This window comes from Haloferax marinum (assembly GCF_009674625.1).
In the GTDB taxonomy this organism is placed as follows: domain Archaea; phylum Halobacteriota; class Halobacteria; order Halobacteriales; family Haloferacaceae; genus Haloferax; species Haloferax marinum.
Genome location: NZ_WKJQ01000001.1, coordinates 940,710 through 953,083, shown reverse-complemented (window position 1 = coordinate 953,083; position 12,374 = coordinate 940,710). Strand labels below are relative to the sequence as shown.

The window sequence follows — 12,374 nt, the reverse complement described above, 5'->3', positions numbered from 1 at the left end:
GACTAAACTGAACACGAACACGAACACGACACCGTCACCCACCGCAACGCGGATGCGTAACGTGACGAACCTGTCTCGAGGCTCGATTTTCTGCCGAAGCGAGACTGTCATGCCCGTCGAGCACCTCTAGAGGCGTCATGCGACTGACCAGACCTGCCGTTGCACTCGCGTTCGTCGTGGTCCTCGCCGGGTGCCTCGGCGGGACGACGACCATCGCCGCCGAACCCGCGACGATTCCCGCGTCGGCGTACGAATCACACGGATACGTCCACGGGAACAGCACCGTCGTCCCCTTCGCGTACGACGTTGGGGCCGGACCCGCGTCACAGACTGTCGGCGTCGAGGTGTGGGTCGCTGGGTACTCGAAGACGACAGCGGACGACGACATTACCGCCCTCGCCGTCGTCTCGTCGCCGAACCGGCAGGTCGCTGGGCAGTCGGTGAATCCGATTGCGAACCTCGGCAACCGCGAACTCGTTGGAACCGGCCTCGAACTTCTCTCGGACGCACAGGCGTTGGGTAGTGTCCCCGAAGTCAACGGCCTGCGTGAGGTGTCGGCCCGGGACGTGACGATACTCGGAGAGGAGACGGAACTCGTCACGTACGAAGGAACAGTCGTCGTCGAAGCGGGTGAGACCACCATCGATGGTGAGTCAGTCGCCTACGAGGGTGGCAGCGCAGAAGTCCGCATCCACGTCGCGACGGTCGAACACGACGACGACGTCGTCGTCGTCATCGGGGTCCACGAAGCAAGCGTAGACGAGACAGACGCGATTGCGTCGCTGGCGAGCGCTATCGAGCATCCGGGGACGGTCGAAAGAACGGTGAAATTGGGGCCGTCGAGGTAGGCCGGTCGACCGAAGTGGGTCGTCGGCGAGTTAGTAGAACTCGCGGACGAGGTCCATCGCGTCGTCGGGAGCGCCCGACGGAATCTCGGACATGTTCTCGTCGACGCCGAACTTCTGTTCGTAGGAGACCGAACTCTCGTCTTTGTAGATGACGCCCTCGTACTCCTTCGAGGAGTCGAGAATCTTCTCTTTGGCGGCGTCGTAGTCGGTCGGGTCGTGGTCGGTGTCCGCGAGGTCCACGAGGTTGTCGCGGAAGTAGTCGTAGGTGTCGACGTCGTTGAACGTGACACACGGGCTGAACACGTTCACGAAGCCGAAGCCGTCGTGTTCGATAGCCTGCTGGACGATTTCGGCGTGACGCTTGTGGTCAGTCGCAAAGGACTGCGCGATGAACGTGCCACCGGCGGCCAGTGCGAGTGCGTGCGGATTGACCGGCGGCTGTTGTGGGCCTTCGGGCGTCGTCGAGGTTTCGAAGTCCTCGCGCGAGGTGGGCGACGCCTGACCCTTCGTCAGGCCGTAGATACGGTTGTCCATGACGGTGTAGGCCATGTCGACGTTGCGGCGGACGGCGTGGATGAAGTGGCCAGCACCGATAGAGTACCCGTCACCGTCACCACCGGCGGCGACGACGGTCAGGTTGGGGTTAGCCAGTTTGACGCCAGCGGCGACGGGAAGCGAGCGCCCGTGGACGCCGTGGATGGCGTACGAGTGCATGTACGTCCCGATTTTACCGGAACAGCCGATACCGGCGACCACGAACGTGTTGTCGGGGTCGGTGCCGGAGTTGGCCAGCGCCTTCATGATGCCGTTCATCGTCCCGAAGTCCCCACAGCCGGGACACCAGGTCGGTTGCTTGTCGGATTTGAAGTCGGTGAAGCGAACGTCTGAGCTCATGCGGAAACCTCCTCTGCCTCGAGGGTAGCTTTGATTTCGTCTGCGAGTTCGTCCGCCTTGAAGCGGACGCCGTCGTACTTGTTGATGCGCTTGACACGGGTCAACGTGTCGTGTTCGACGACGTTGGCGAACTGACCCGTCGCGTTACATTCGACGACGATGACGTCGTCGGCCGCCTCGACGTCCTCGGTGAGGTCGGGTCGCGGGAACATGTACGGGACCGACAGGATACGAACGTCGACGCCATCTTCTTCGAGGAAGTCCAGTGCTTCGACGAGTGCACCTTCGTTCGACCCCCACGAGATGATGAGCGAGTCGGAGTCGGGGTTGCCGAACTCACGCGGCGAGAGGTCTTCGCTGGATTTCGCCGTCTCGACCTTCCGGTCGCGCTTGTTGACTTGCTCGACGCGCATTTCGCGGTCTTCGGTCCGGCGTCCGAGTTCGTCGTGTTCGAGACCGGTCGACATGTGTGCGCCCTGTTTCGTGCCGGGGAACGCGCGCGGACTGACGCCGTCGTCGGTGATGGCGTGCGGTTGGAACCGGCCCTTCTCGTCGAGCCATTCGTCGATGGAGTCGTCGTCGACGACCTTGCCGCGGTCGATTTCGACTTTGTCCATGTCGAACGCCTCTGGCGGGAACGTCTGTTCCGTGACGGCCATCGCGAGGTCGGCCGCGACGTAGACCGGAAGCTGGTACTTCTCCGCCATGTTGAACGCCTCGACGGTCTTCCAGAAGCACTCGTCGATGCTCGTCGGTGCGACGACGAAGCGCGGAATCTCGCCGTGGCCGCCGTAGAGCATCATGTTCAGGTCGCCCTGTTCTTGCTTGGTCGGCATCCCCGTCGAGGGACCCGAGCGCATGACGTCGACGATGACGAGCGGCGTCTCCGAGGTGGCGACGAGGCCGAACGTCTCGGCCATCAGGTCGATACCTGGACCGGAGGTGGCCGTCATCGAGCGCGCACCGGCGCGTGCCGCACCGAGTGCGAGGTTGATGGCGGCGAGTTCGTCCTCCGCCTGCACGACGTGGCCACCGTATCGTTCGATACGGCCAGTCAGGTACTCCATCACGTTGGTCGCGGGCGTGATGGGGTAGCCAGCGTAGAAGCGACAGCCAGCGGCGATGGCACCCATGCCGATGGCCTGGTCACCGTTGAGCAGGACGTAGTCGTTGTCCGTCGTCTCGAGGTCGTAGTCGAACTCGTAGTCGAACTCCTCGTTGACGTATTCGAGGCCTGCTCGGGCAGCCTTCTTGTTGTTCTCGACGATGGCCTCACCCTTGCCACCGAAGCGCTTCTTGAGTGCGCTGTCGAGGTTCTCGATGGGGAAGTCGGCGACGGCGCACGCCGCACCCAGTGCGACGACGTTGCGCATGATAGCGCCACCTGCTTCCTCGGCGAGTGCTTTGAGGGGAACGTCCAGCCCAATCATCCCCTCCGGGATTTCGACGTCAGCCATCGTCGAGCGGTCACCGTCGTAGATGATGACCGACCCGTCGTGGAGCTCGTCGAGGTTCTCGTCGATTGTTCGTTGTGTTAGTGCAATGAGTACGTCGAGACGGTCGACGACACTCTGTACGGGGTCGATGGCAGTCCGAACCTTGTACGCGGTGTACCCGCCGCGGATTCGCGATGCGAAGTCCTTCGACGTGAACACGTGACGTCCAGCCCGGGAGAGTGCCTGAGCGAAAATCTTCCCCGTGGAGTCGATGCCATCGCCAGCCTCGCCGCCGATGGCCCAATTGAAGTCCGCAGGCATGCTGAGTGAAATCTACCCATAGCCGGGTCAAAAGCCTTCTGAAAATTTGTGTAAATAATCGCTGTCGTCAATCAACGAATACCGTCACGACACCCCCTCGAGAGTGTATTTTTCAGCCCCACATGCTGTTTGATTAGGCACTCTCACGGAGATGGGTGGACGTATGTCCAATTACGCCGAATCTCGGCGCCTCGCGGCAACGTTGACCGGTTTCCGGTGGGGGGATAGCTGACCGTAGCCGAGGTGGAAGGCAAGGCCCTTGTGAGCGTGCGCCGAAGCGGGCCCATGGACGCAACCGTCACCGTTGCTGCGGTCCGCGACGTCGGACCCGGAACGGTCGCTATCGAGTTCGAGACGCCAGCGGAGTTCGAGGCCGAACCGGGCCAGTTCGTCAAACTCTCCGCAACTATCGACGACGAATCGTACGCCCGTTTCTACACGCTCTCGTCGCCCGGCGTCACGGATACGTTCGAAGTGACCGTCGGTATCGACCCCGACGAAGCAGGACCGTTCAGCCACCACCTCGAATCGCTGGCAGCGGGCGACACCATCGACCTCTCGGGACCCTTCGGCCAGAGTTACTACGATGGCGAAGCCTCCGTGGTCGTCCTCGCTGGCGGCCCAGGTATCGGTCCGGCAGTCGGTATCGCCGAAGCGGCCGTCGCAGACGGAAACGAGGCCGCAGTCGTATACCTTGACGACGCGCCCGCGCACGAAACGCGACTCGACGCCCTCAGCGACGCCGGTGCGTCTGTCGTCGTCACGGACGACGAGGCAGACCTGACAGACGCTGTCGCAGACGCACTCTCCGGCGACGACGTCGACGAGGAACAGGTCTTCGTCTACGGGTTCGCTTCGTTCGTGGATGCCGCAATCGAGGCGCTCGAAGCGGCCGGCGGCGACGCCGACGCGGCGAAAGTCGAAAACTTCGGCTGAAGACGGAGTCCAGTCTCTCGGTTCTCATTCGACGGGGCGCCACGCCGTCACGACGGCCACTGCCAGCGCACCGACGACCCACCCGCCGAGTCCCAACAGTGCCGTGAGTGGCGACACGGCGCCGCCCGTCTCGACGGCGACGCCGAAGACGAGCGACCGAAACGCTCCGTTCGGACTCACCGCGAGGATGTACGGAACGGCGTCGATGCCGACGGTCCCCGAAGCGAGTGCAGCGACTGCTGCTGCGTCGACGCCGACGAGGAAGGCGACGAGCAACCCGATGGCGAGGGCGAGTGCCTGTCTCGCGGTGCGCGCCGCCGCAGAGATTGCGAGTGCGACGGCCGCCGTCGCCAGTGCGAACAACACGGCGAGGACAGCGAATCGGACGAACGCAACCGGTGAGTCGGCCGCCTCGTTCAACGCGAGGAACGTCGGTTTGTCGGGCGACAGCACCGGAACCATCGCGGCCGCGACGAGAAGTGACCCGAAGACCACGGTGACGAGGGCGAGACTCCGCCCGAGGAAGACGCCGCCGACGTAGGCGGGTCGAGAGACGTCGAACGTCCTGAGGACGTCGAGTTCGCCGGCCTGTCGGTCCGAGAGCACCGCGCGATAACAGAGCGCGAACGCGAGGAGTGGGACGAGCGCCTCCACGAAGGGCACCAGGTCGAGGACGAGTGGGACGTATCCGCCTCGTGACCCGGACCCCGCGGCGGTGACGGCGACGACGGTCAGTCCGAACACGACAGACAGCGCGACGACTGCAGGTGTTCGAACGACGGTCCGAAGTTCGCGGGTCGCGATTGCGACGAGGTCCTGCCGGTCGTTCGTGCGGGGAGGCGCGTCGCTCATCTGCCGTCCACCCCGTCGGTCGAGACGAGCGTCCCGAAGGCAGTCTGGAGGTCGGCCGCACCGGCCGATTCGACTATCTCGCGGGGCGGGGCGTCCGCGACGAATCTGCCGTCGTCGAGGACGACGACGCGGTCCGCAGTGCGTTCGACCGGCCCGAGATTGTGCGACGAGAGGATGATTGCAGTTCCATCGGCGGCGAGGTCGGAGACGATGCCGAAGAGACGTTCGACCATTCCGGGGTCGAGCCCACTCGCGGGTTCGTCGAGGACGAGGGCGTCCGGGTCGCCGACGAGTGCACGTCCGAGGCCGAGCAGACGGGTCATCCCGCCGGAGAGCGCCTCGACCCGCCGATTCGCCGCACCCGAGAGACCGACTCGGTCGAGGATGTCTGGCACGTCAATTTCGTCGTCGACGAACTGGGCGTAGAACTGGAGTGTGTCTTCGGCAGAAAACCCGGACCGGAACCCCGGTTGCTGGGGGAGATAGCCCACGCGCGTCTCGCCGGCCTCGCCTATCGTAACCGTCCCCTCGTCGGGGGCGCGGACCTTCGCGAGGAACCGCAAGAGCGTCGATTTACCGGACCCGTTCGGGCCGACGAGTGCGACGATTTCGCCGGGTGCCACCGACAGCGACACGTCTTCGAGGACGCGCACGTCTCCGAACGCGTGACTCAGCCCGGTCGCTTCGATGGCCGGGTGTGACGCCGACGAATCGGGACCGGGGGTGGGGTTCGCCTCCGGTGCCCCGGTGGTCGTCGCCGTCGCCGGGTCGTTCGGCTGCGCTGTGGCTACTGTCTCTGTCGCCTCGTTGGCGGGTGTCTCTCCATCAGGCATCGGTTTCCTCCGTCGTGTTGAGCGTCGTGAGGACGTCCGGGCGAACCGGTGTCGTTCGCGGTGCGGCATCGACGACGCCGGACCCGCGAAGGCCGGCGACGTCGTCGCGTGCACGTCGTAATGCGTCCATCATCGGTGCCCGCGAGAGCGTGAGCGCCGCCTGGTGTCGGCCGAGTTCGGAATCGACCGGACCAGAGGGTTGGAACGCTCGGTCGTACGCGCCGTCGCGGTCGGCGTCTTCGAGTGGCAAGTCACCCCAGTAGTTGCCTTCTCCGTCGCGCGTCCACGTCCGCATCGGGCCGAGTTTCGATTCGACCTGCCGGTCGTTGCCGACGATATCGTTGTGGACGACGACGTTCGTCGGGAACGTCGAACTCCCGCGGACGCCCACGTCGTTTCCGACGACGGTGTTTCGGACGTACACCTGCCGGTCGCCGCTGACGTCCATGCCGTACTCGTTGTCGGCGAAGACGTTGTCTGCGACGTAGGTGTCGCTCCCGGCGGGGATGAAGCCGAAGTTAGCGTTGCGAACGTCGTTTCCGACGACGAGATTACCGATTGGGCGCGTCATGATGATGACGCCGATTCTGTTGTCGCGGACGACGTTACCGGCGACGAGCACGTCCGACGTGTACATCTCGTGGACGCCGTAGCGGCCGCCTTCCATGCGGTTGTTTCTGACGACACTCCCGTCGGCGCGGTGCGTGTAGACGCTGTCGCGCCCGTCGCGGAACGTCGAGGTTTCGACGACCGACCGTTCTCCGATGAGGACGACGCCCATGAAGCCCTCGGAGGCCGTCTCTGCGCCCTGTATGGAGAGATTCGCGAGGACGCTGTCGGCGCTCTCGCGGACGATGATTCCACTCGCGGGCGTGTCGATGTGGACGCCGCGAACTGCGGAGTCGTTCGCCCCGTCGAGGACGATACCGGCGTCGCCGCGTCCGTACGCGAGTTGGACGCGAGTGTCCCAGTCGACCGACTCGTTGGTCGCCTGAATGCGTCGCGTACCGACCGACCCGACGCCCGATATCGAGAGATTCGCCACGGCCCCCCTGTCGGCCCGAACGTGGACGACGCTGCCGTTTCCGTCACCGACCAGTCGCGTCTCCGGGCCGGCACCGACGAGGGTAACAGAGCGGTTCAGTTCGACCGTATCGACCGAGTAGTTCCCCGGCGGCACGTAGACGGCGGTGTTCGCGGGGGCGGACTCGACGGCCGCCTCGACGGTCGGCGCGTCTTCTCCGACGACGGTCGAGACGGGCCGGTCGAAGAGCGAATCACTCGCAGTGACGGTCTGATTGGCCCAGTCGTGGTGGGCGGTGACAGACGCCTCGAAGGCGGCGAGTCGGGTTTCGAGTGTGCTCTCCGAACGCTCGCGGAACGTCTGCCAGCCGACGACTTCACCGCCGTATCGGTCGGCAAACGACTGTGCGTTGTCGGCATCAGAGAACGGAACGGCGATGGGTCCGGAGGGAACACGGGCCGACGAACCGACGACGAACGACGCCTCGGACGCCTCGACCCATCCTGGCTGTCGGTTGTGTTGCGTCCGAAGGTAGCCGTCGTCGTCGACGACCGGCGAGACGGTCGCGTAGTCGGAGACGAACACGGCGAGTGGGTCTCCGAACTGCCGGGCGCTCTCGGGCGACGCGATATCGGCCGCGGCCGTGGTCACGTCGTAGTATCCGATGACGTAGCGGTACCGAGAGAAGTGAACCTGCGCGACGGGAACTTCGAAGCCTTCGACCTCCGAGAGGCGGATATCGACCGCCGTCCCGCCGGTCTTCACCGTGTCGTCGAACGGGACGGGCGAGACGGTTCCTGCGGCAGGAACGACGAACGAGACGCTCGCGAGGACGAGGACGAGGGTCGTCACGCCGGCGACCCACTTGGTCGCAGACGGGGTAACAATCGCCATCGGCAGTCAGCCTCCGGCGACCCCCGCGCCGAGGACGACTCCACGGCGGCGGCCCGCCGCCAGGAGCTCCGTCTCGTTCGTACAGTCACACATGCTCGGGGCTACGGCACCGAGGAGTGATATGCACGATGGTCTGTGCGTCGAAGGGGTGTGTGCCGACGGTTCGTACGTCGAAGGGTTGTGTGCCGACGGTTCGTACGTCGAAAGGTCTCGTCTATCGGGTGTGAATCGACCCGAATCATTAATCATCGTCCATACTGAATTCCGAGCATGTACGACGATGAGGAGTTAGCGTCTATTCGAGAGGCGCGCGACCAGTGGGAGTCGGATACTCGTGACCCCTTCCTCGAGAAAGGTGGGGAGCGGAAAGACCGGTTCGCAACCGTTTCGAATCACGAAGTAGACGACATCTACACGCCCACAGACGTTGCCGACATCGACTACGAGGAGGACCTCGGCTTCCCTGGCGAAGCACCCTACACACGCGGTGTGTACCCCACGATGTTCCGTGGCCGAACGTGGACGATGCGGCAGTTCGCCGGATTCGGGACCGCGCGGGAGACGAACGAACGATTCCACTACCTCATCGAGAACGGCCAGACCGGTCTCTCGACGGCGTTCGACATGCCGTCGCTCATGGGCAAAGACTCCGACCATCCGCTTTCCGACGGCGAAGTCGGGAAAGAGGGCGTCGCAGTCGATACCCTCCGCGACATGGAGATTCTCTTCGACGGCATCGACATCGGAGACGTGACCACGTCGTTCACTATCAACCCCTCTGCTCCCGTCGTCTTCGCCATGTACGTCGCGCTTGCGGACAACCGCGGTGTCTCTCGCGACCAGATTGGCGGCACCTTCCAGAACGACATGCTCAAAGAGTTCATTGCGCAGAAGGAGTGGGTCATCCCGCCGGAACCCTCGCTGAAACTCGTCACCGACACCGTCGAGTTCGCCGCCGAGGAGACGCCGCGAATCCGCCCCATCTCGATTTCTGGCTATCACATCCGTGAGGCTGGGTCGACCGCGATTCAGGAACTCGCCTTTACCCTTGCAGACGGCTTTGCCTACGTCGAAGACGCGATGGACCGCGGCCTCGACGTCGACGAGTTCGCACCGCAACTCTCGTTTTTCTTCAACTCGCACAACTCCATCTTCGAGGAGGTCGCGAAGTTCCGTGCCGCCCGCCGCATCTACCACGACGTGATGTCCGAGTGGTACGGCGCAGAAGACGAGCGCTCGAAACAGATGAAGTTCCACACCCAGACGGCGGGCCAATCGCTGACGGCCCAACAGCCACTCAACAACATCGTCCGCGTGACGATTCAGGCGCTCGCGGGCGTCCTCGGTGGGACGCAGTCACTCCACACGAACAGTTTCGACGAGGCGCTGGCGCTCCCCTCCGAAGAGGCAGTCACCGTCGCCTTGCGAACCCAGCAAATCATCGCCGAAGAGTCGGGCGCGGCCGACGTCATCGACCCACTCGGCGGCAGTTTCTTCGTCGAGAAACTCACCGACGAGATAGCAGAAGAGACGATGGCCTACATCGAAGAGATTCGCGAGATGGGCGACGGCTCTGTCCGCGACGGCGTCCTCGCCGGCATCAACGAAGGCTACTACCACAAGGAGATCGGCGAAGCCTCCTACGAGTACCAGTCACGTGTCGAAGACGGCGAAGAAGTCGTCGTCGGCGTCAACGAGTACGCCACCGAAGACGACACTCGACTGGACCTCCTGCACGTCGAAGAGGAAGTTCAGGACCGTCAACTCGAACGGCTGGAATCCGTGAAAGATGAACGCGACGACGAGGCAGTCGAAGCAGCACTCGAAGAACTCCGAGAGACCGTCGAGAGCGGTGGGAACGTCATGCCAGTGCTCGTCGATGCGGTCAAGGAGTACGTCACGATGGGCGAAATCATGGACGTGTTCGCCGAAGAGTTCGGCACCTACCGTGAGACGATTGGCGTGATGTAACGCCCGGAACAGCCCACCGTACCCGTTCTCCGTTCTGTTGAAGGTGTGTCATCACCGCCAGCCAGTGCCGTCGTAAACTCTGAGCGTTGGCCGCCCGGTTTACTCGACGCATCGGCGACCCGTCGCGTGAAAACCGCACGCCCTAACTGCCGAACTACATAGATTTATCATGGATGATTCTATTGGTTAGCACGTACTATGGTAGACGGTGACGGTGATGGAGAACTAGAGGCACGGCTGGTTGAACAAGAGGAGTTCGAACCCTCCGAGGAGTTCGTCGCACAGGCGAACGTCTCCGACCCCGAAATCTACGAAGAGTTCGAAGAGAACTGGCCACAGAGCTGGGAACGAGCGGCCGACATGCTCGACTGGGACGAGTCGTACGACCAGGTACTCGACGACTCGAACCCACCGTTCTACAAGTGGTTCACGGGTGGCAAGCTGAACGTCTCGTACAACTGTGTCGACCGCCACGTCGAAAACGGCGACAAGAACCGTGTCGCCATCAAGTGGGAAGGTGAACACGGCGAGACACGGACGTATACGTATCAGGACCTCTACCGAGAGGTCAACGAGTTCGCGGCGGCACTGCGTGACCTCGGCGTCGAAGAAGACGACGTCGTCACGATGTACATGCCGATGATTCCGGAACTCCCCATCGCCATGCTCGCGTGTGCCCGTATCGGTGCACCACACTCGGTGGTCTTCGCAGGCTTCTCTGCAGAAGCACTCGCGACCCGGATGAACTCGGCCGATTCGGAGTATCTCGTCACGTGTGACGGCTACTACCGCCGCGGTGACGCCCTCGACCACCTCGACAAGGCTAACGAGGGTCTCGACGGTGTCGACCACGGTGTCGAAGCCACCGTCGTCGTCGACCGACTGGGAGACGACGGATTCGGCCACGAACTCCGTGGCAACCAGCACGACTGGGGCGACCTGCTGGCCGACCACGCCGGCGAGCGCGTCGACCCGGTCCAGCGTGACGCCGAAGACATGCTCTTCTTGATGTACACGTCCGGGACGACGGGCCAACCGAAGGGTGTCAAACACACCACCGGTGGCTACCTCGCGTACGCGACGTGGACCTCGCACGCGGTCCTCGACATCGAGAAAGAAGACACCTACTGGTGTTCGGCAGACATCGGCTGGATTACCGGTCACTCGTACATCGTCTACGGCCCACTCTCACTCGGGACGACGACGGTGATGTACGAAGGGACGCCCGACTTCCCACGCCGTGACCGCCTGTGGGACGTCATCGAGAAGTACGCCGTGGACATCTTCTACACGGCACCGACGGCGATTCGTGCCTTCATGAAGTGGGGCAGTCAGTACCCCGAAGTACACGACCTGTCGAGTCTCCGCTTGCTTGGAACGGTCGGCGAACCCATCAACCCCCGTGCGTGGAAGTGGTACTACAAACACATCGGTTACGAAGACTGCCCCGTCGTGGACACGTGGTGGCAGACCGAGACCGGCGGCATGATGATTACGACGCTTCCGGGCGTCAAGAAGATGAAACCCGGCTCTGCAGGCCCACCGCTTCCGGGTATCGACGGAAAGATCGTCGACACGAAAGGCGAGGAAGTCGACGCGGGTCGCGCTGGCTATCTCACGGTCAACAAACCGTGGCCGGGGATGCTCCGAACACTCTACAAGAACGACGAGCGCTTCATCAACGAGTACTGGCGGGAGTACTCTGACACCGACAGCGACGACCCAGACGACTGGGTCTACTTCCCCGAAGACGGCGCGAAAATCGACGGAGACGGCTACATCACTATCCTCGGACGTGTCGACGACGTCATCAACGTCTCTGGCCACCGCCTCGGGACGATGGAGATAGAGTCTGCTATCGTCGGTGTCGAAGGCGTCGCAGAGGCGGCAGTCGTCGGCGGCAACCACGAAGTGAAAGGCGAGGCGGTGTACGCCTACGTCATCACCGAAGAAGGACAGGAAGAAGACGACGAGATGCGCAAGCGCATCGTCAAGGGTGTCGAAGACGCTATCGGCCCAATCGCACGCCCCGAAGCGGTCGTCTTCACGCCGGAACTGCCGAAGACCCGGTCTGGGAAGATTATGCGTCGCCTGCTCGAAGAGATTGCCAACGGCGAGGAACTCGGCGACACGACGACCCTTCGGAACCCCGAAATCGTCGAAGAGATTCAGCGGAAGGCCCAGTCCGACTAACGTCGGCTTCTCGTTCTCTCGAGTCCCCGGTTTTCTGATTCTCCGGGTCTCCGGTTTCCCGGTTTTCTGATTCTCCGGGTCTCCGGTTTCCCGGTTTTCCGATTCCCCCGGTTTTCTGATTCCCCCAGTTTTCCGATTCCCCCAGTTTTCTGATTCCCCCAGTTTTCCGATT

At 63.2% G+C, this 12,374-nt stretch carries 9 protein-coding genes; 4 read left to right on the top strand and 5 right to left on the bottom strand.

Annotated elements, in window-relative coordinates:
- The first annotated feature begins 137 nt into the window (after positions 1 to 137).
- Positions 138 to 848, top strand: coding sequence for a DUF6517 family protein (locus GJR99_RS04840; RefSeq protein WP_151109819.1), 711 nt, complete (start codon positions 138 to 140; stop codon positions 846 to 848).
- A gap of 30 nt (positions 849 to 878) precedes the next feature.
- Here GJR99_RS04840 and GJR99_RS04835 read toward each other — a convergent pair whose 3' ends face one another.
- Complete coding sequence (locus GJR99_RS04835) at positions 879 to 1,742, bottom strand: 2-oxoacid:ferredoxin oxidoreductase subunit beta (RefSeq protein ID WP_151109817.1); 864 nt, start codon at positions 1,740 to 1,742, stop codon at positions 879 to 881.
- Entirely contained in the window at positions 1,739 to 3,499 is a 1,761-nt protein-coding gene (locus GJR99_RS04830) for a 2-oxoacid:acceptor oxidoreductase subunit alpha (protein WP_151109815.1), read from the bottom strand. The genes GJR99_RS04835 and GJR99_RS04830 overlap by 4 nt, the downstream gene beginning before the upstream one ends.
- 285 nt (positions 3,500 to 3,784) lie before the next feature.
- Here GJR99_RS04830 and GJR99_RS04825 point away from each other — a divergent pair, with 285 nt between their 5' ends.
- Complete coding sequence (locus GJR99_RS04825) at positions 3,785 to 4,435, top strand: FAD-dependent oxidoreductase (RefSeq protein ID WP_151109813.1); 651 nt, start codon at positions 3,785 to 3,787, stop codon at positions 4,433 to 4,435.
- Positions 4,436 to 4,459: 24 nt separating this feature from the next.
- Here the strand turns inward: GJR99_RS04825 and GJR99_RS04820 are convergent, their stop codons facing one another.
- From GJR99_RS04820 to GJR99_RS04810, 3 genes are read right to left on the bottom strand one after another with little or no spacing between them, the layout of a single operon-like run.
- Positions 4,460 to 5,287, bottom strand: a complete 828-nt coding sequence (locus GJR99_RS04820) for an ABC transporter permease (protein WP_151109811.1) — start codon at positions 5,285 to 5,287, stop codon at positions 4,460 to 4,462.
- Entirely contained in the window at positions 5,284 to 6,120 is an 837-nt protein-coding gene (locus tag GJR99_RS04815) for an ABC transporter ATP-binding protein (RefSeq protein ID WP_151109809.1), read from the bottom strand. Before GJR99_RS04815 ends, GJR99_RS04820 begins: the two co-directional genes overlap by 4 nt.
- On the bottom strand, positions 6,113 to 8,038 hold the full coding sequence (locus GJR99_RS04810; RefSeq protein ID WP_151109807.1) for a NosD domain-containing protein: 1,926 nt from the start codon (positions 8,036 to 8,038) through the stop codon (positions 6,113 to 6,115). Before GJR99_RS04810 ends, GJR99_RS04815 begins: the two co-directional genes overlap by 8 nt.
- A gap of 270 nt (positions 8,039 to 8,308) precedes the next feature.
- Here GJR99_RS04810 and GJR99_RS04805 point away from each other — a divergent pair, with 270 nt between their 5' ends.
- On the top strand, positions 8,309 to 10,009 hold the full coding sequence (locus GJR99_RS04805) for an acyl-CoA mutase large subunit family protein (RefSeq protein WP_151109805.1): 1,701 nt from the start codon (positions 8,309 to 8,311) through the stop codon (positions 10,007 to 10,009).
- A 198-nt stretch (positions 10,010 to 10,207) separates the two neighbouring features.
- The gene (gene acs / locus GJR99_RS04800) at positions 10,208 to 12,202 is read left to right on the top strand and encodes an acetate--CoA ligase (RefSeq protein WP_151109803.1); all 1,995 of its coding nucleotides are present in this window, start codon (positions 10,208 to 10,210) and stop codon (positions 12,200 to 12,202) included.
- The last annotated feature ends 172 nt before the right edge of the window (positions 12,203 to 12,374 follow it).

What these genes read in the sequence shown, in the direction of transcription:
- GJR99_RS04815 (WP_151109809.1), bottom strand. Translation starts at nt 6,120, where the DNA reads ATGCCTGATGGAGAGACACCCGCCAACGAGGCGACAGAGACAGTAGCC.
- GJR99_RS04810 (WP_151109807.1), bottom strand. Translation starts at nt 8,038, where the DNA reads ATGGCGATTGTTACCCCGTCTGCGACCAAGTGGGTCGCCGGCGTGACG.
- GJR99_RS04820 (WP_151109811.1), bottom strand. Translation starts at nt 5,287, where the DNA reads ATGAGCGACGCGCCTCCCCGCACGAACGACCGGCAGGACCTCGTCGCA.
- GJR99_RS04830 (WP_151109815.1), bottom strand. Translation starts at nt 3,499, where the DNA reads ATGCCTGCGGACTTCAATTGGGCCATCGGCGGCGAGGCTGGCGATGGC.
- GJR99_RS04840 (WP_151109819.1), top strand. Translation starts at nt 138, where the DNA reads ATGCGACTGACCAGACCTGCCGTTGCACTCGCGTTCGTCGTGGTCCTC.
- GJR99_RS04805 (WP_151109805.1), top strand. Translation starts at nt 8,309, where the DNA reads ATGTACGACGATGAGGAGTTAGCGTCTATTCGAGAGGCGCGCGACCAG.
- GJR99_RS04825 (WP_151109813.1), top strand. Translation starts at nt 3,785, where the DNA reads ATGGACGCAACCGTCACCGTTGCTGCGGTCCGCGACGTCGGACCCGGA.
- GJR99_RS04835 (WP_151109817.1), bottom strand. Translation starts at nt 1,742, where the DNA reads ATGAGCTCAGACGTTCGCTTCACCGACTTCAAATCCGACAAGCAACCG.
- acs (WP_151109803.1), top strand. Translation starts at nt 10,208, where the DNA reads ATGGTAGACGGTGACGGTGATGGAGAACTAGAGGCACGGCTGGTTGAA.